At 61.3% G+C, this 17,497-nt stretch carries 16 protein-coding genes; 11 read left to right on the forward strand and 5 right to left on the reverse strand.

The features are described 5' to 3' along the window. Positions 1-27: 27 nt before the first annotated feature. The 5 genes from SB751_RS20185 to SB751_RS20205 all read left to right on the forward strand — a co-directional run bounded on the left by SB751_RS20185 (position 28) and on the right by SB751_RS20205 (position 6,117). Entirely contained in the window at positions 28-336 is a 309-nt protein-coding gene (locus SB751_RS20185) for a hypothetical protein (protein WP_410748378.1), read from the forward strand. Beyond that, positions 285-1,556: a hypothetical protein gene (locus tag SB751_RS20190; RefSeq protein WP_410748379.1), complete on the forward strand. Its 1,272-nt coding sequence runs from the start codon at positions 285-287 to the stop codon at positions 1,554-1,556. The genes SB751_RS20185 and SB751_RS20190 overlap by 52 nt, the downstream gene beginning before the upstream one ends. Positions 1,557-1,655: 99 nt before the next feature. After that, positions 1,656-3,101 carry a metallophosphoesterase family protein gene (locus SB751_RS20195; protein WP_410748380.1) on the forward strand — a complete coding sequence of 482 codons (1,446 nt, stop codon included), beginning with the start codon at positions 1,656-1,658 and terminating at the stop codon, positions 3,099-3,101. Positions 3,102-3,277: 176 nt separating this feature from the next. Beyond that, positions 3,278-3,808 (forward strand): hypothetical protein, encoded by a 531-nt coding sequence (locus tag SB751_RS20200; RefSeq protein WP_410748381.1) that lies wholly within the window; start codon positions 3,278-3,280, stop codon positions 3,806-3,808. Beyond that, complete coding sequence (locus SB751_RS20205) at positions 3,796-6,117, forward strand: AAA family ATPase (protein ID WP_410748382.1); 2,322 nt, start codon at positions 3,796-3,798, stop codon at positions 6,115-6,117. The genes SB751_RS20200 and SB751_RS20205 overlap by 13 nt, the downstream gene beginning before the upstream one ends. A 223-nt stretch (positions 6,118-6,340) precedes the next feature. Here SB751_RS20205 and SB751_RS20210 read toward each other — a convergent pair whose 3' ends face one another. From SB751_RS20210 to SB751_RS20225, 4 genes are all read right to left on the reverse strand, one after another. Further along, on the reverse strand, positions 6,341-6,784 hold the full coding sequence (locus SB751_RS20210) for a Tn3 family transposase (RefSeq protein WP_410748507.1): 444 nt from the start codon (positions 6,782-6,784) through the stop codon (positions 6,341-6,343). Positions 6,785-6,849: 65 nt separating this feature from the next. Further along, positions 6,850-7,569 (reverse strand): hypothetical protein, encoded by a 720-nt coding sequence (locus tag SB751_RS20215; RefSeq protein WP_410748383.1) that lies wholly within the window; start codon positions 7,567-7,569, stop codon positions 6,850-6,852. A gap of 119 nt (positions 7,570-7,688) precedes the next feature. Next, positions 7,689-8,495: an alpha/beta fold hydrolase gene (locus tag SB751_RS20220; RefSeq protein WP_410748384.1), complete on the reverse strand. Its 807-nt coding sequence runs from the start codon at positions 8,493-8,495 to the stop codon at positions 7,689-7,691. Positions 8,496-8,577: 82 nt separating this feature from the next. Continuing rightward, the gene (locus SB751_RS20225; RefSeq protein WP_410748385.1) at positions 8,578-9,528 is read right to left on the reverse strand and encodes a GlxA family transcriptional regulator; all 951 of its coding nucleotides are present in this window, start codon (positions 9,526-9,528) and stop codon (positions 8,578-8,580) included. Between the two features lie 266 nt (positions 9,529-9,794). Between SB751_RS20225 and SB751_RS20230 the strand changes: the two genes are divergently transcribed. The 6 genes from SB751_RS20230 to SB751_RS20255 all read left to right on the forward strand — a co-directional run bounded on the left by SB751_RS20230 (position 9,795) and on the right by SB751_RS20255 (position 16,306). Continuing rightward, the gene (locus SB751_RS20230; protein WP_410748386.1) at positions 9,795-10,115 is read left to right on the forward strand and encodes a c-type cytochrome; all 321 of its coding nucleotides are present in this window, start codon (positions 9,795-9,797) and stop codon (positions 10,113-10,115) included. Between the two features lie 178 nt (positions 10,116-10,293). Further along, positions 10,294-11,052, forward strand: a complete 759-nt coding sequence (locus SB751_RS20235) for an SDR family oxidoreductase (protein ID WP_410748387.1) — start codon at positions 10,294-10,296, stop codon at positions 11,050-11,052. 49 nt (positions 11,053-11,101) lie between these two features. Continuing rightward, positions 11,102-12,391 (forward strand): MFS transporter, encoded by a 1,290-nt coding sequence (locus SB751_RS20240; protein ID WP_410748508.1) that lies wholly within the window; start codon positions 11,102-11,104, stop codon positions 12,389-12,391. Beyond that, positions 12,388-12,846 carry a (2Fe-2S)-binding protein gene (locus SB751_RS20245; RefSeq protein WP_410748388.1) on the forward strand — a complete coding sequence of 153 codons (459 nt, stop codon included), beginning with the start codon at positions 12,388-12,390 and terminating at the stop codon, positions 12,844-12,846. The genes SB751_RS20240 and SB751_RS20245 overlap by 4 nt, the downstream gene beginning before the upstream one ends. Positions 12,847-12,858: 12 nt before the next feature. After that, positions 12,859-15,111: a molybdopterin cofactor-binding domain-containing protein gene (locus tag SB751_RS20250; protein ID WP_410748389.1), complete on the forward strand. Its 2,253-nt coding sequence runs from the start codon at positions 12,859-12,861 to the stop codon at positions 15,109-15,111. A 211-nt stretch (positions 15,112-15,322) separates the two neighbouring features. Next, entirely contained in the window at positions 15,323-16,306 is a 984-nt protein-coding gene (locus tag SB751_RS20255) for a dicarboxylate transporter/tellurite-resistance protein TehA (RefSeq protein ID WP_410748390.1), read from the forward strand. A 681-nt stretch (positions 16,307-16,987) separates the two neighbouring features. Here the strand turns inward: SB751_RS20255 and SB751_RS20260 are convergent. Next, a complete protein-coding gene (locus tag SB751_RS20260; RefSeq protein ID WP_410748509.1) occupies positions 16,988-17,410 on the reverse strand; it encodes an HU family DNA-binding protein in 423 nt (140 codons plus the stop codon). Positions 17,411-17,497 lie beyond the last annotated feature (87 nt).

Consider the following 17,497-nt stretch of genomic DNA (forward strand, 5'->3'; position numbering starts at 1 on the left):
AGAGACCTCGATCCTCAGGAGATGCTCATGCACCAGAACGAGATTTCCGCCGCAATCGCGGCAACGCTGAACCTGCGACGTCCTGAATACAAGGACATGCCGCAGGCCTGGCGCGCACTTTGTGAGGCGGCTTACGTCGCCGGTCTTCCGGAAGCCGCACGAACGGACTTCCTTAATCGCGTAACGACCCAGCGCGGGGCCGACACAGCCCTGCGCCTTCGGGAGCATGCTGCGTCCATCCGGGCCAACGTCGTTCAGTTCCTTCAACAAAGGAGAATGAACACATGCATGCACCCATCACCTACAGCGAGCCCGGCGGACGCCGAAGCCTGCTAGAGGAGCGGCCCATGCGGCCGCCTGTCATTGGCAAGATCAGGCCAGGCATCAAGATCCTGACGAAAGCAGCGCGCGATAGGCCCGAAGCCGTCACGATCCACGACGCCATGCTCGCCCGGGGCGAGAGCTTCGAACGGATTGGGGCCGAGATCAGCCGCGTCACCGGCATCAAGACGCCGCTCGTTCCGAAGAACGTCCCCTGGTTCACCTGCCGCGCCTCGGACTTCGCTAACCCAGCTGTAGCCGAGGAAATCGTGCAGCGCTACGGCGAGGACCGCAACGATGGCAATGGGCATCGCCTTTGGCGTTTCCCGGTCATCTTCGCGTTCGACGACTGGCTGAGCAACATGCCAAACCAGCTCGTGGCGTGGACGCAAAGCGGCCGGCAGTACTTCTCGGAGTATGGCCCCGACGGCAGGCGGTATTGCAAGATGTACGCACCGCCCGTTCGCGATGCGCGCGCCAACCGCGCAAAGCGTGTATGGGGCGGGCGCTCCGTCATCCTGCGACAGGACGACGCCATCCCGGACGGTATCTGCGACCCGCAAGAGTGCCCGCAGTATCAGACCGGGCAATGCAATCTCTCGGCCAGCTTCTTCTTTGCCGTCCCCTGTGCCCCCGGCCTCGGCCTCATCGAAATGCCCACCACCTCGATTTACGTTCTGCAGAAGGCTCACGCCGCGATGCAGACCGTTGCGATGGCGCGTGGGAGGCTGGTGGGAGTCAAGTTCTGGATGTCAAAGCAAGAGGTGGAGATCAGCCGCATTGACGACGCTGGCAAAGCCGTGCGTCAGATGCAGTGGCTGATTACGCTCGACGCGGAGATCGACATCGCGGAACTGCTGGACGGATCCGACCGTCCCGTGCCCGCACTGGCACTCGCCACCGAAGCCGCTTCCGTATTGGAAGGGACTCCTGGTGGTGAAAGGGACGACGTCACGGAGATCTCTGCGCAGGAGGGGCAGGGCTCCGATACGGATCCGCCCCCTGAGGAGGACGACCTCGAGAGCGAGTACCGCGACCTCGTTGCCCGCTTGAAACTGGACAACGATGAAGGGGCACTGCAACTCAAGGCGTTTGCCACTGCGACCTTTGGTCGCGGCTGGACTAAGCGCCCGCAGGACGTGCGGCAGTTCGTGCAAGAGCTGCGTACGGCGCTGGCCAATCCGCTCGCGTTCCGTGAACAGGTGGCGGCCATCGCCGCCGACGTCATTCCATAACCTGCCAGCCTCGTGCCGGCCTTGGAGGGGAAGCCCAGCGGGCTTCCCTTTTTCTTTGTCTCGCCGCAATGCGCCGGCACATCTCTTGGAGGTATCACAATGCCCAACGAAAGCGATCCGCTCTGGATCGCCCATTTTTCAGACCTGCATTACTCGCCCGGCAACCTCGCCGAAGCGGACCGGTGTTTCGGCTTCGCGGTCGAAAATGCGATTGTCTCTGGCTGTCACGTGGCTGTGGTGTCCGGCGACTCGACGGATCACGGTCTGGACGCTCACACGCCGGCCCTCGGTTCGCTCGCGCGGCGCATCCATCGGCTCACCGGCTACTGTCCAGTTCTCATGCTGCAGGGCACATTTAGTCACGAGCCGCCCGGCACGCTGGACGTCTTTCGACTCATCGGCTCGCAGTATCCGGTCTACGTAGCGGACAGGATTCACCAGGTGGCGCTTTGTAGCGGCGAGTTTCATCCGTCGGAAGGGCCGATCTTCACCGAAACCGAGTTCGAGGCCCTGCGCGTCGAGCACGGCGTGCCCAAGGTGATCTTCACCTGCGTGCCAACCGTCAACAAGGCGGTGCTGGCAGCAGCGGTGGGCGTGGCCAAAGCCGCGACAGCTGTGGGAGATCATCTCGCCGCCTATCTTCGGGCGGCCGGCACGATGAATGCGCGATTCCGCAGCCTGGGGATTGCAACGGTCGGTGTGTCACATGGCACGGTCAATGGGTGCCAGACGGAGCACGGTGTGCCGATGGCGGGCTTCGATCACGAATTCGGGATCGGCGCGCTATTCGATGCAGAGTGCGATGGCTTCCTACTCGGTCATATTCACCGCGCCCAGCAATGGGAGCGTGAGGGCAGGGTGATCGCCTATCCGGGCTCCATCGGCCGGTTTCACTACGGTGAGATCGGCGCGAAAGGGTACCTGCAATGGGACATCGTTCCCGGCAAGGCGACCGCGCAGTTGGTGGAGACACCGGCGCGCGAGACGATCTGCGTGGACTTCGATGGGCCGCCTGACATGGAGGCACTGGCTGCCGTCGCGGCGGATGCCGCCGACAAGTTCGTGCGCGTGCGCTGGACGGTGAATGAAGAGCATCGCCAACTGGTTGACCGCGAAGCCATCATTGCCCTGTTCGGCAAGAGCGCCGAGCTGAAGATCGAAGCCCGTGTCCTGCCAGCCGTACGCAGCCGTGCCGAAGGCATCAGCCGTGCGGCCAGTCTGCCCGAGAAGTTGTCGCGGTGGGGTGAACTGGCTGGCGTGGCGACCGAACCGCTCTCGGAACGTCTGGCAGTGCTGGAATCGCTTGACGCACAGTCGATTGCCGATAGCGTGCTCGCGCACTTGCGCGACCAGGCGGATATGGCATCCGGTGATAGTCCGCAGGAAACAGCCGATGTGTTGCCTATCCCTGAAATGGCGGCCTTGGTTTCAGAGCCTCCCGAACGGGATGCGCCAGTGCCGACGACCACGGAGGTTCATCCGGTCATCGCCCAATCTGCAGCGGCGCCTGGGATGGAGTGGCTGATGGAAGATCTTTTTGCGTAGCAATACGCCAACCCATTGAACATGCAAGCCATGTTCCGACTGCCCGCGAGGCAGTCGAAACCCGGTTTCACCCGCGTCCTAGACGCATCGACTTAGCTGTATCCATTTCTTTCCATTGACCCCTGACGGGTGCTTCCCGTCTGGGGCGCACTCCGTCCTATCCTGAGGAGTGCAACATGATCTTGTACCACGCCGGCCCGCAATGGCTGTTCGTCGACGAGACGTCTATCAACCGCTCGGAGATGGCCAAGCGCCTGACCGATCACCATGGATTTACCCCTTGCACGCTGTACGAGCCGTTCGGCGCGGGCCGCGGGGCTGTCATCGCCAAGCGAGATCACATGCTCGTGATGGCGCTTGGCGAGCCCGGCGGCAGCACCTTCTATGCTGTGGCGCCTTCCAAGGAGCTGCAGGACCTCATCTGGTCGTTCTCTCACGGACTCGCTTCGCAATGGAGCGAACTGGAACTTCGCGCCCTGACAGGCGAGGGGGACTGGAATGCCGTTATGAAGCTGGCCACCTCTCAGTTTGCGGCCGCGCGTGTGTCCGTGGAACGGGCCATTGTCGGCAAGCTGGAGGGTAAGTCCCCGGAGCTCGCAGAATCCGCGCCGGCAGAGATGCCGATGCTGGATGATGACGCCATGGAAGTGCCCTCGGACTACCTTCATTCCTTCGACGGCTTGGAGATGTCCGAATGCGCCCACTGAAATTGACCCTCGCCGGGTTCCACGGGATCCGCGATGGTATGCAGCGCGACAGCGTCACCGTTGACCTGTCCACTTTGCCTGCTGGCCTGATCGCCATTGTCGGCCCCAATGGGGCCGGCAAGACGACGATCATGGACAACCTGCATCCGTATCCCATCATGCCGAGCCACGCGTCGAAGATGTCGGTCGACGCGTTCTCGTACTGGGACCACCTCTGCGCTCCGCGCGCGGAGAAGGACCTGGAATGGGAGCACGGCGGCAAGGTCTACCGATCGGCATTTGCGTTTCGCAATCCGGGCAAGAGCCGCAAGGCAGAGTATTACTTGTTCGAGAGGGTGGGTGACGACTGGAAGCCGATGCAGCTGGCTGACGGAACCGTGTCGGATGGCAAGGCGGAAACCTATGGTCGTTGCCTCGAAGCGGTGCTTGGTTCGGCGGAGGCGTTCTTCACGAGCGTGTTTTCGGCGCAGAACCGGCGGCCGCTGGCGAGCTATCAGCCCGCCGAGATCAAGAAGCTGCTCGCCGAGTTGCTCGGGATCGATCACCTGCGCGAGTTGTCGGCCAAGGCTGGCGACGTCGCCAAGGCCCTTAGCCGGGCATTGGAGACGCTGCAACGTGACGTGCTTTTGCTGGCTGGCAAGCGCAACACCGCCAAAGCGATGGCCACGGAGATCTGGCAGATCGATGAAGGTCTTGATGCCGAGCGTGCCCACCGTGCCGAACTGTTGGCCAGCGGCAGCAAGATGGAGCAGGAGCGAGCAACATTGGCAGCCAAGCATGCCGCTTCTGCCGTTACCGAAGCACGGTTGCGCGAGTTGGATCAGCGCCATCGTGAGTTGACAGGCCGCCGGCAGCAGGTGGCCGGCGATGATCGTGTTGCGGCAAGCAAGGCCGTAACCCGGCGAAGGGAGCTGGAACGGCTTGCTGAGGGGCATCGCACGACATTGGGGCAATCCGACGCCATCCAGGCGGCGGCGCAGCAGCGTGACGACGTGCAATTGTCATTGGGTCGCCGGCGCGGCGAGCTTGAGCGCCGGCAGAAGGATCTTGCTGGCCTCGAGCCTGTTGCTGCGAAGCACGCGGCGCTGGCCAGCGAATTGCGGGGGATGGAATCCCGCGGCTCGGTTGCTGCGCAGCTGGTGAAGACGCTCAAGGCCCAGACGGAGGTGATGGACCAAGTGCCGTGTGCTGGCCATGACATCCACGATCGTTGCCCGTTGTTGGCGCAGGCGCGGGAAGCCAAAGGCAAGTTCGACACTCAGGTCATCGAGGTGACGAACCTGCGCACGAGTTACAAGGCAAAGCAGGAGACCTTGCAGCAGCTCACTGAGGCGCTAACCGAGCTCAACGATGTTCGCAGCGCCGTATCCAGGCTGCGCCAGGAGATCGAGCAGGACTCTTCGGAGTTGCAACGCCTCACGGGGCTGGCAGCGAAGAAGCCCATGCTTGATGTCGCGGCAGCCGGGCTGGAAGCAGCGCAGCGCGACGTTGCCACGCTGGAGGCGGAGGAATCCGAACGGAAGGAGCGGCTTGCCCGCGATATTCGGGACGTGGAAACTCAGCTTGCGAACCTGCAGCGCGAACGCGACAGCCTGGCCGTGGCGGATGTTACAGGCCTCGTAGCCGATCTCGATCGCCGGATAGCGGCGGGCCGCGAGGCGGTCAGTGCACTGGACGGCCGGATTGAGTCGCTAATTCGCCGACAAAGCGGACTAGACATCGAGCGCGGTTTGCTCGAGCGTGAGCTTGCTGGACTGGGTCGCCTGGAATCTCAGGCGTCGCACTTGTCGGATGAGATCTCGCAGTGGAAGCTGTTGGCCAAGGGCCTGGGGAACGACGGCGTCATTGCCTTGTCGATCGACGACGCGGGCCCGGCCATTACTGCCATGGTCAACGATCTGCTGCTTGCCTGCTATGGACGACGCTTCACGGTCGCCATCCAGACGCAGACCAAGCTGGTCAATGGCGACGCCCGGGAGGGTTTTGCCATCAGCGTGCTCGACGCGGACAATGGCACGACGAAGGATTTTGCCGTGTTAAGTGGAGGCCAAAAGGTCTGGATCAATGAATGTCTGACGCGCGGCATCGCCCTGTACCGGGCGGGGGACGCGCAGCAGCCGTTCCAGACGTTGTTCACCGATGAAGCAGATGGTCCGCTGGACCCGGAACGCAAGCGTGCCTTCATGCAGATGAAGCGCGAGGTACTGCGTCTCGGCGGCTACGAGAGGGAATTTTTCATCTCCCAGACCGCCGACTTGGTCGACGAAGCAGATGCTGTAATCGACGTTGTCGCGCTGGCGCAGCAGTAGCCTCCGGCGTACGCGCCCACCATGCTCGCGGCCCGAGAGAGGGATCATTCTGTGAGCCTATTGAACAGCCCCGGCGTCGTAAGATGGCCGGGGCTCTTTTTTTCCAATGTCTCGAAACGGCCGACTTCGGTCCATTTTGACTTCGGCCCAGCCGCAGATATCACTCACCGACGCTCGGCCGAGTAGTAACGTTCGTTCATGGCCGAGCTCTGCCTGCCGATACCTATTCGGGTACGAAGTGGCATAGGTCGCCCTGGGTAGCACTGCCGAACCGCTTCCGCGCGACGATGGCACTGACCCGGCCCGAATAAATCGAAGCCGCCAGGCGCAGCTGCCCATCCCAGCGGTCACGAATGGCCTTGAGCGAGGTCTCGTGAGACACGGCGGCCGACGATCCATCAGCCACCTGCAGGCCACGTGATAAATACAGCTTGCGCTCCGACAGGTTTCGCAGCCAGGGGCACAGGTCAAAGCCCAGCAGTTTGGCCACCGGCACTCCCACATTCGTATAACCAGGGGTGTCGACCGCGAGCCGGAGCAACCCGCCCTCTGTGTGGGTCTCGTTGTGACGTATGACACCCTCGATCACCACGCCGGTCTGGCGTTCGTTGAGCACCATGGGCTGGTTATAAGCGATGCCGTGCTGATCCAGCACGTGCATATAGATGCCGACGGCGCACCCGTGCTGTCAGTATCTATACCTGCCTGGGCGGTGGAGGCCGCAGACCCGGTTCAGAGAAGCGTGATGTGATCGAGGTCGATGGAAACAACCAGCGGCTCTGCCATGGGATGGCCGTCAGGCATGCGCGGATAGATGCGCCGCCGCGTCGGGAAGCGAATGCCGGAAACGGTGACGTAGTCGCTGACGTAATGGGCTCCTGCCGTATTTCCCGCGATCTGCACGTCGTAGTCCAGTCGGCGCACGAGGTTTTCGGCATCTACGTAGATGGCTTGCGCCTTGCTGAATACCTCCAGTGAATCGGCGTAATGCACGCGGACCTTCCGCCATTGCTCGCCGTGCTCCATCCACTCGCCCACGTCTTCGCACTCGACGCCGTCCCAGGCGAGGACGAATGGTGTATTCAGATACGTCCACATCGCGCAACCGGCGAAGAATGCCAATTGCAGGGCGTCCCAAGGCGTTTCCAACGCGTGCCCGTCGAAAGAGGCGCGGGGCTCATTGCGTTCCTGGAGCACTTGCCCCGCCCCATCCATCAGTGCGACACGGTAACCGGTGAATTCGCTCCTGGCAGCGATTGTCCCGAATGGAGAATGGGAGGCCCATTGCGTGTCGGTCGCCACTGTCACTGTTGTCTTTTCCAGCACGCCATCCTGGCCTTTCAGTGCCCACAATGCTCCACGCTGGGTCAGGTAGGCACGCACCTTGCTAAACTTGCGCCATTGTTCGATGCCGCCGTGGGCGTCGATGATTGATTGTGCGATGTTGTTCATTGCGCGTATCCAGTGTTCTAAAGGTTGATCAGTGTATTTGGGTCGGAACAGGGTTCGTCCACGTCTTGACCGATCAAGACGATATTCCTGTCGGACGAGAATGTGCCCGGTCTGCGCGTTCAGGAAAGAAAACGCTCAACCTCGGCCGCGAAGCTCTCAATTTCCTGGAACAGGAATGCATGCCCAGCATCGGGATAGAGGATCAACTTCGCGTCAGGCGCTTGTTGCGACAGAACGTAAGAACGGTACGCCGGCAGCACTACGTCGTGCGCGCCGTTTGCAACCAACATCGGAAGACGCAATTCATCGGCGCGATGAAGCACGCCTGGCCACGTGGAGATGGCTTTAACCTGGGTCATGAATGCCTCGGCAGTCACTAAAGGACCACGACCTGGCAACGCTCCAATTCGCGTCAGCGATGCCCGTCCTGCCGAGGTCGCGGTTTCGGTCTCAGGGAAGAAAAGGAACAGAAAGTCCTCGATATCGTTGGTGGGGCGCGTCATGACTTGTGGAACACGCGGATGCGGCTTTGGTCCATCCAGCGCACCTCCGGGAGTGGAGCCGGCGACAATCAATCTGCGAACGAGATGAGGGGCATCCAGCACAAGTTGCTGTGCGATGACCCCGCCTAGCGACCATCCCAGAACGTCCGCTTGCGGCGAGCCTGATCGTTCAATGACGGTAGCCGCCACCGCAGCCATGCCTCCGATTGTGTCTGGCACGCTTCCTTCCGACCTGCCAATACCTGCACTATCGAACCAGATCACCTTGCGATCGGCAGACACTAATTCGATGAAGCCCGGATCCCAGTCGTCCATCGTGCCGCGAAAGCGTTGCAGCAAGACGAGTGGTATTCCCCCATGCGGCCCAGCTTCGCGCAGTGCGAGCCGACCATAAGGGGTTTCGGCATAAAGCGATCGGGTCATGAAGAACTCGGTTGGTCATGTGATGGACCAAGCGTAACGTCGTTCGCCGCGTTCCAAAAGGACATATCCGCAGCCCTTCCGGTCATTCCATCGATTCGGCGTCGGCAAAAGCCGCGTTGCGGCGCAGGCTGCTTGGTGGCAAGCCATAGGCTCTCACGAACGCCCGGCGCATCCGGTCACGGTCTGCGAAGCCGGCGTCTCTCGCCACCGTGTCCATGGGGTGGCGGCCATCCTCAAGCATAGCTCTGGCCGCCTCGAGTCGAAGCATCTCGACCGCCTTCGCAGGAGACTGCCCAGTTTCCTCGCGAAAGATCCGGCTGAACTGGCGCGGCGAAAGCCTTGCTGCGTCGGCCAACTCCTCGACCGTTAAGGGGTTGCGCAAATGCTCCTTGGCGTAAGTCAGCGCACGCGTCACCCGGTCGGTACGCGGCTCCAGCTCCAGCAAGGCTGAGAATTGGGACTGCCCCCCCGGACGCCGGAAGTAAACGACCAGCCGCCGTGCCACATTGCGCGCGAGTGCGGCGCCGTGATCGTTTTCGATCAATGCGAGCGCAAGGTCCATGGCCGCGGACATTCCCGCCGAGGTCCAGATGTTTCCATCCTGGACAAAAATCCGGTCCTCGTCGACCCGCACCTCCGGAAAGCGTTCCTGCAGCCGTCGGGCGTGCAGCCAATGCGTAGTGGCAGTCTTGCCGTCGAGCAACCCGGCTTCGGCCAGCACGAACGCCCCGGTGCATACACCCGCGACCCGTCGCGCCTCGGAGCCGGCTCGCGAGATGTAGGACCGGAGTTCAGGATTTAACGGACCCGGTATCCGAATGCCCGCCACCATCAAGGTATCGGGCATGTCGCCCAATGTGGTGGTCTCGATGCCCACGCCGATCGTCGAACGAACCGTTCCACCATTTTGGGAAAGGATGGTCATCCGATAGGCATCCTGACCGAGTTCGGTGTTTGCAAGCTCAAACGCCGAAAGCGCGGAGAGCCCCATGACCTGGAACCCGTTCTCTAGTATCAAGCCGATCTGTCGCATTACGTGTTCGCCTTGAAATGACGACCAATATCTGACTTCCCAATGTATTGAGCAGCGGCGGCAACGTCAAGCCTGGGTCGCCGTTATGTCCGGATTTGCGTGATTCACGTCCTGATACCGGTTTGTCGGCAAGCGTGTCCGGAATTTCCGCTTATACGTCCGTCGGGCCGATCATCGCCAGCGTATCGTTGTCTCCACTTGCCAGCTTGCTTGCAATCGTCGCCGGCAGAAGCCCTTCCCAAGAGTTCCAGATGGAGTCCCCGCAAATGAAAAAGACGATCGCTCTCGGACTTGCCACGCTAGCCGTGGTCGTCGCCGGTCCCAGTCACAGTGCCAACGCCAGCGAGGGGCTTGCACAGAAGTATGCCTGCGTCGGCTGCCACCAGGCGAACACTCGCCTGGTGGGACCTTCCTGGAAGGAGATTGCCACCCGGTACAAGAACGGCTCCAAAAGCGCCAGTGACCTCGCGGCAAGCATCAAGGATGGTGGCAGCGGCAAGTGGGGAGCGGTACCCATGCCTGCGCAACCACAGGTCCCCGATGCCGACGTCGGTTTGTTGGCGCGGTGGATCCTGTCGCAAAAGTAATTGAATGGCCGGTGCTCCTTCCAGCCGCTGGCACCAGACAGCCGCGGCAAGCCCATCTCGCCCAAGACGTCGTGGAACACCCGCTTGAATGACATGCGAGCGCACGCCGGAATGCCTCACATGAGATGGCGAATCCGTACCGGCGAAAGGCCGGCCCCATGAATACAAGGACACAACCATGCAACTCACAGACAACACCATCTTCATCACCGGAGGAACCTCCGGCATCGGCCTCGCCCTCGCCATAGCCTTCCATGGCCTGGGTAACAAGGTCATCGTTGCAGGACGACGCAAGTCCTTGCTCGACGCCATCTCGGCCGCACACCCCGGCATTGACGGAATCGAACTCGATATTTCCGACCAGGACGATGTGGCAAGCGTGGGAAAAACGCTGATCGAAACGTATCCGACGCTCAATGTCCTGATCAACAACGCGGGGATCATGCCGTTCGACGACCCCTCGATGCCCGTCGATGATCAGCTTTCCCGCAAGATTCTCGAGACTAATCTGCTTGGCCCGGTGCGAATGACCTCGATGCTTATCGGGCACCTCAAGAATCGACCGCGTGCAACCGTCATCTATAACACATCGGTCCTGGCCTATGTGCCGATCGCGACGAATGCCGTCTACTCCGCCTCCAAGGCAGCGCTGCACTCGTACGCGCTGTCACAGCGTTTCATGCTGCGTGACACGAACGTGTCTGTTCAGGAGATCGCGCCACCATGGGTCGATACGGATCTGGTGAAGAAGAGCGGCGACCCGCGCGCAATGCCGCTCGATGCGTTTATCGCGGAGACCATGAAAGGACTTGCCACTGAAGAACCCGAGGTCTTCGTCGAATCCATTCGTGCGTTGCGTAACAACCCGGGACTTGGGGAGCACGAACTCGTCCACGCGTTCAACCAGAGCATTGCCGAGCATCCGATCCCGGTCTGACAAGCCGTCCGGCGGCGCCATCAGTGGGCGCCTCAGTCCCAGGAGAACCATCGTGTCCAGTCATTCAAGCACATCGCCGGCGGCTCCCGTCAAAGCAGCGGAATCTTCCAGCATCAGCGGGTCGATGGTGCCTGCGATGTTCCTGGCGCTAGGCACCTTCGCGATCGGCACCGAAGGCTTCATGATCGCGCCGCTGCTGTCGACTATTGCAGCAGACTTCCGGATGTCCGTTTCCGAAGTCGCGCTGCTCGTTGTCGTTTTCACGCTCACGATGGCCGTCAGCTCCCCGATCTCCACCGTCCTGACGAGCAGATGGAGACGTCGCGATACGCTGGTTCTGGCAATGGTCATTTTCTCGGTTGGCAACGTGCTGGCAGCATGGTCTCCAAACTTTAGGATCCTGATGGCCGCCAGGGTCCTGATGGCGTTGGCCTCGGGACTCTATGTCCCCAATGCGAATGCGCTGGCCGGTGTCATTGTCTCTCCTGTCAAGCGCGGAATGGCCCTCGCGATCGTCAGCGGGGGGATGACGATCGCCATCGCACTGGGCCTGCCGCTTGGCGCGCTGGTCGGTCACGCGTTTGGCTGGCGCTCGACCTTCCTGGCGGTCGCAGCAATGAGCATGGCGGCGATTTTCGGTGTGCTATTTGGCGTCTCCAGACAAGCGGGAGCGGGCATCCCAGTCGCGACGCTCACACAACGCGTTTCGGTCCTTCGACACCCAACCATCCTCAGGCTGCTCTCGATCAGCCTTTTTTGGTCGATTGGCGCCTACACGGTCTATCCGTATATCGCCCCCTACCTCGCGGACGTGCTTGGATTCGGCGTCGTCGGGGTCAACGCCACCGTCTCGATGTGGGGCCTGGCCGCGGCGTTTGGCGTAACGACGGGCGGCGCCTTGAACGACAGATTCGGCTCGGGCCGCGTTGCGCGGCTCTCGCTCCTGGGGCTCGGCCTCGCGTTCTGGATTCTCGCGCTATGCACACAGCTGACGCCCGGCAACGCGCTCATCCCTGCCCTCGCTGGCATTGCTGCCTGGGGTTTCACGGTATGGGCATTTTTCCCCGCACAAATGGCGCGGCTGATTGCCGCCGGAAGCCCCGCGCAGGCACCCCTTGCACTCGCGTTGAACACCTCGACGATGTATCTCGGGTTCTCCATTGGCAGTGCATTGGGGGCTGTCATTCTAAGTACCGGTTCAATCTGGGCAATCGTGCTGATTGCCGGGGCTGCCGAAATGGCCGCGCTGGGCCTGGACTGCCGCGCGCCGCCTGCCCGGCAAGAAAACGGCGGAATCTGCGCCGAGGCTGACGCGACACATCAGGAAAAATCACCATGACCAGCTTGAACATCAATGGCAAGACGGTTGACGTCGACGCCGATCCGTCGACGCCGCTTCTTTGGGCATTGCGCGACGATCTCGGCATGACCGGGACCAAATTTGGGTGTGGCGTGGCCGCGTGTGGCGCCTGCACGATCCACATCAACGGGACAGCCACGCGCAGTTGCGTCTTGCCGATCTCCGCAACGGCAGGAATGCCCATCAATACGATTGAGAGCATGGGCGAGGACAGGGTTGGAAAAGTGGTGCTGGACGCGTGGATCAGGCATGACGTTGCGCAGTGCGGCTACTGCCAGAACGGACAGGTAATGAGTGCGGTGAGCCTGCTCCGTGCCAAGCCCAGGCCGACAGATACCGATATCGATCAAGCCATGGCAGGCAACGTCTGCCGTTGCGGAACTTACCAACGGATTCGTGCGGCCATCAAAGACGCCGCACGCGTCCTGGCCTGAGGGTGGAAGACCATGCGATTTCATGGCATTGAGACACTTGCCGGCGGCACACATCTTTCCGGGGAACCCACAGTTGGACCCGTTTCGCGCCGCAGCTTTATGAAACTCGCAAGCGTCGCCGGCGGAGGGTTGGCGCTCGGAATTGCAACACCCCGCGTGGCGGCGCAAGCCAAAGGTGATGCCGCAAAGCACCCACCCTCGCCGCCGCAGGCCTTTATCGTCATCGCACCAGACAACATCGTTACCATCGCCGTCAACCGTCTTGAGTTCGGTCAAGGTGTTCATACCGCATTGCCGATGATCCTGGCCGACGAGCTCGACGTTGACTGGCAGAACGTGCGTTCTGTCCTTGCACCGGCCGGAGATGCCTATCGCGATCCCGGTTTCGGCATCCAGATGACAGGTGGCTCAACGGCGCTGGCACATTCGTTCCAGCAATACCGTGAGCTCGGTGCTAGGGCACGGGCCATGATCGTGACCGCCGCGGCACAGCAATGGAAGGTCGACCCGGGCAGTTGCGCCGCGTTGCAAGGCGTCGTTACATCGGGTACGCATCGCGCAACCTATGGAGAACTTGCCAGTGCGGCAATGCGCCTTCCCGTACCCGAGGACGTGACATTGAAAGACCCGTCGCAGTTTCACATCATCGGCAAGCCAACACCCAGGCTGGATGCTGCCTCGAAGTTGCGCGGAGACGCGGTCTTTGGACTGGACACCCGCATCAAGGGCATGGTGGTAGCCGTCGTGGCACACCCGCCACGCTTCGGCGGCAAGGTCAAATCATTCAACGCCGACAAGGCGCGTGCCATCAAGGGCGTGGCCGCCGTGATGCTGGTTCCCGTGGACAGGGGCGGTACCGGCGTTGCCGTGGTCGCAAGCGGCTACTGGCCAGCAAAGCTGGGGCGCGACGCGCTGCAGATCGCATGGGAAGACAGTGGATCGAGGGTCAGCACCAAGGTGCTCTTTGAAGAGTACAGCAAGCTCGCGAAGCAACCCGGCATGGTTGCGCGATCTCCGGAGGGCGTCGATGTCCAGATGGCCATGTCTCAGGCTGCTCGCGTGATCGAAGCCGAATACCGACTCCCCTATCTTGCGCACGCGCCAATGGAGTCGCTTAACTGCACGTTTCAGGCGGAGTTCGAGGGCAGCAAGGCCACCCGTGTCACCGCATGGATCGGTTCGCAGTTCCAGACGATCGATCATGCCGCGATTTCCCGGGCGCTCTCCCTGCCGCCGGATAAAGTTAGGCTCAATACTGTCATGGCGGGCGGCGGCTTTGGTCGACGCGCCGTACCCACCGCGGACTATGTGGCCGAGGCCGCCGGCGTACTGCGCGCCTGGATCGAGAGCGGGCACACCGCGCCACTCAAGGTCATATGGAGCCGCGAGGACGATATCAAGGGCGGGTACTACCGTCCCCTGCACGTACACCGGGCGCGCATGGGTTTCGATGCGAAAGGAGAGGTCGTGGCGTGGCAGCATACGATTGTGGGGCAGTCGATCATTATTGGAACGCCCTTTGAATCGGCCTTGGTCAAGGACGGCATCGATTCGACCATGACCGAAGGCATTGTCCAGAATGACTACGGACTACCGCTGCACCTGACGGCCCATCATCCCAAGGTCGACGTCGCGGTGCTCTGGTGGCGCTCCGTCGGCAATACCCACACCGGTTTCGTCAAAGAGACCCTCGTTGACGAGATCGCGACGATGGCACGGCAGGATCCCGTGGCGTGGCGCTTGGCGCGACTCGATGCGAAGAAGCATGCCCGCCATCGCGCGGCGCTGGAACTCGCGGTGGAGAAATCAGGCTACGGCAAGCGCAAGTTGCCGAAAGGGCGCGCTTGGGGGGTATCCCTGCACGAGTCATTCGATACAGCCGTTGCGTATGTCGTCGAGGTTTCCGTGGAAGAAGGGGAGCCTCGCGTCCATCGCGTCACGGCCGGTGTGCATGCGAACCGTGTCGTCAACCCACTAGCGGCGGAAGCTCAGGTACAGGGCGCGTGCGTCTTCGCGATGTCGATGATGAAGCCAGGCTTCGCCATCGAGATGGAGAATGGTGTTGTCAAGAACAGTAATTTCCCAGACTACCCGCCACCACGAATGCCAGACGCACCGCAAATCGACGTGTTCTTCGTGGCATCCGAAGCCCCTCCCTCGGGTCTCGGCGAGCCCGGGGTACCAGGTCTCGCCCCCGCGGTCGCGAACGCGCTGTTCAGGCTCACTGGAAAACGTATGCGGCAAATGCCATTCATCATCACGTAGCGGTCGAGAAACAGTGTGGCCGGGAATGCATGGCTTTCATCCGGTCTCCAAGCACCCCGCAGCGCCCGATAGCGATGCCCTCCTCGACAGCTCGTCTCCATGATTACCCACTCCTGCCTGCGGATCGCAGGTAGGACGGCATGACCAGCCAACTATCGTCAAACCACTCCCAGGCGATCAAGCCGATCGTTGCCCATATCCCAGAACCATAATGTCATCCAACTCGGCAGTTTCACTCTCCGCCCCGACACCATCCAGGATTTCGATTCCGGCATCCTCTTTCGGAATCGTTCTCGGCATGGCGGGGCTTGCCAATTGCTGGAAGGTCGCGCATACACTTTGGGGTACCGGCGAGGTCATCTATCACACCCTTTTCGGCCTGACTGCTGTCTTGTGGGCAATCCTTCTATCCGGCTACGCCGCCAAATGGATCTTTTGCCGGGTGGAAGCACGCGCCGAAGCCGGTCATCCGATAGGGTGCTGCTTTATCGGGCTTATTCCAGTGGCCACCCTGCTCGTCGCCGTCTGGATATCCGGCGAGCTGCCTGTGCTTGGCCGAACATTGATCGTATCTGCCGTCATTGCTCAACTGGCATTCTCGACAGTCAGAGCCGGCGGCATGTTGCGAGGCGGCCGCGAGCTCTCCAATACGACTGCGGTGATGTATCTCCCGACCGTGGCCGGCAACTTCGTTTCTGCCATCGCGTTGAGCGCGGCAGGCTGGACCGACGCAGGCAAGATGTTCTTCGGCGCGGGGCTTTTCTCATGGTTCGCCCTTGAGTCAGTGATTACCTACCGGCTCTATTTGGGCGAGGAACTTCCGAAGGCGATTCGCCCAACGCTGGGCATTCAATTGGCGCCTCCCGTCGTTGCCGCGGTCGCCTACCTGGCGATCAGCGAAGGAACGATGGACTGGCCGTTCTACGCGCTCTACGGATACGGGGTGCTTCAATTCCTGTTCCTCGCCCGGCTGGCGCGATGGTTCTCCGCATCGGGTGCCAGTCCCGCATTCTGGGCCTTCAGCTTTGGCGTTACCGCCATGGCCCTCGGATGCCTGCAGGCCGCGGTACTTGCCCCCGCGTCCGTGTTTGCCAAGGGCGCCCTGCTAGTGTTCCTCTTCGCCAACCTCTTCATTGGCGGGCTCGTCGTGATGACGTCATGGCTGCTTCTGCAAAACCAGCTTTTCCGTCAATGACGGCAGACCCGTGGATGGGCAACGCACGGCGTCGTAGCTGCCCTGCCTGCCCGGATGTCACACAAGGTTGGATAGCCACACAGGACTGGAGATAGCTTCATGGATCGGAATCATCACGGCACGGCCGTTGTCTCGGGAGCGTTACCCCTTCATTCGTCCGCTTGCCGCCGATTTTTCAACTTCGAAAACGAGGAACATAGGGTGTCCGTAGTCATTGACCAATGATCGGCCGACTGAGTCTTTCAGTACGGCGCCGCCACGATGTCTCAAACTGGCCGAACTCTGCCTTTAGCCCTCCCTTCGTCTCATTCAGGGTTAAGTGTTGGGGCTGCATTGCCGACATAGTTATATGGCACAGCTGTGCCAGTATGTGTCACACACCGGTCCCCACCATGAGTCCGCCCAAGCAAGCCCTCCGTGTGTCAGTCATCCCGGTTAATCAGAACTGGCACGCTACTCCCTTGTTCGACGATGGGACGGCGGGGCATAGTCAGAGGTTCACCGAGGTGAGTGCCGCTTGGGATTGGGCGCGCACCATTTACCCGGGCGTCCGGGTGACTGTCCAAGCCAACCCGAAGAAGCAACGGTCGGGGAATCGGGTGGCAGCCGTTAATCTGGAAATGAGACCGAAATAAAAAAGGGAGGCTGCGCCTCCCTCTCTAGTACAAAAGCGTTCAAGGTTTACAGCGCTGCATCCTTGAGCTTTTTCAGCGGACGGACCTTCACCTTCACGCTGGCCGGCTTGGCCGCGAACCACTGGTCTTGGCCAGTAAAGGGATTTTTCCCAAAGCGCTTCTTCGTGGCCGGCACCTGAATGGCCGAAACCTTGAACAGGCCGGGAAGGGTGAATTCGCCCGCGCCTTTCTTGTGCACGGCGCCGACAATCGTGTTCTCGAGGTGGGCAAGCACCGTCTGCACGGTCTTTTTGTCCAGTTCGGTCTGTGCAACCAGGTGGGCCAGCAAGCTAGACTTGTTAAAGGTGTCCTTCAGGGGCTTCGCCACCGGGGCCGTTGCGGCTTTCTTCGCAGCCGGCGCTGCCTTCTTGGCGGCGGGGGCCGACTTCTTTGCCGCGGTCTTCGGTGCGGCCGTCTTCTTCGTTGCCATGCTCATTCCTATGCGAGAACCGGCACCATTGCCGGATGCGGCGAGCATATCGAAATCCTGCCCATCCTTGCAAGGTGATATGCCGGC

The organism is Cupriavidus sp. SIMBA_020, from assembly GCF_046535395.1.
GTDB lineage: Bacteria > Pseudomonadota > Gammaproteobacteria > Burkholderiales > Burkholderiaceae > Cupriavidus > Cupriavidus campinensis.

What these genes read in the sequence shown, in the direction of transcription:
- SB751_RS20205 (WP_410748382.1), top strand. Translation starts at nt 3,796, where the DNA reads ATGCGCCCACTGAAATTGACCCTCGCCGGGTTCCACGGGATCCGCGAT.
- SB751_RS20200 (WP_410748381.1), top strand. Translation starts at nt 3,278, where the DNA reads ATGATCTTGTACCACGCCGGCCCGCAATGGCTGTTCGTCGACGAGACG.
- SB751_RS20245 (WP_410748388.1), top strand. Translation starts at nt 12,388, where the DNA reads ATGACCAGCTTGAACATCAATGGCAAGACGGTTGACGTCGACGCCGAT.
- SB751_RS20190 (WP_410748379.1), top strand. Translation starts at nt 285, where the DNA reads ATGCATGCACCCATCACCTACAGCGAGCCCGGCGGACGCCGAAGCCTG.
- SB751_RS20225 (WP_410748385.1), bottom strand. Translation starts at nt 9,528, where the DNA reads ATGCGACAGATCGGCTTGATACTAGAGAACGGGTTCCAGGTCATGGGG.
- SB751_RS20235 (WP_410748387.1), top strand. Translation starts at nt 10,294, where the DNA reads ATGCAACTCACAGACAACACCATCTTCATCACCGGAGGAACCTCCGGC.
- SB751_RS20260 (WP_410748509.1), bottom strand. Translation starts at nt 17,410, where the DNA reads ATGGCAACGAAGAAGACGGCCGCACCGAAGACCGCGGCAAAGAAGTCG.
- SB751_RS20250 (WP_410748389.1), top strand. Translation starts at nt 12,859, where the DNA reads ATGCGATTTCATGGCATTGAGACACTTGCCGGCGGCACACATCTTTCC.
- SB751_RS20215 (WP_410748383.1), bottom strand. Translation starts at nt 7,569, where the DNA reads ATGAACAACATCGCACAATCAATCATCGACGCCCACGGCGGCATCGAA.
- SB751_RS20230 (WP_410748386.1), top strand. Translation starts at nt 9,795, where the DNA reads ATGAAAAAGACGATCGCTCTCGGACTTGCCACGCTAGCCGTGGTCGTC.
- SB751_RS20185 (WP_410748378.1), top strand. Translation starts at nt 28, where the DNA reads ATGCACCAGAACGAGATTTCCGCCGCAATCGCGGCAACGCTGAACCTG.
- SB751_RS20195 (WP_410748380.1), top strand. Translation starts at nt 1,656, where the DNA reads ATGCCCAACGAAAGCGATCCGCTCTGGATCGCCCATTTTTCAGACCTG.
- SB751_RS20220 (WP_410748384.1), bottom strand. Translation starts at nt 8,495, where the DNA reads ATGACCCGATCGCTTTATGCCGAAACCCCTTATGGTCGGCTCGCACTG.
- SB751_RS20255 (WP_410748390.1), top strand. Translation starts at nt 15,323, where the DNA reads ATGTCATCCAACTCGGCAGTTTCACTCTCCGCCCCGACACCATCCAGG.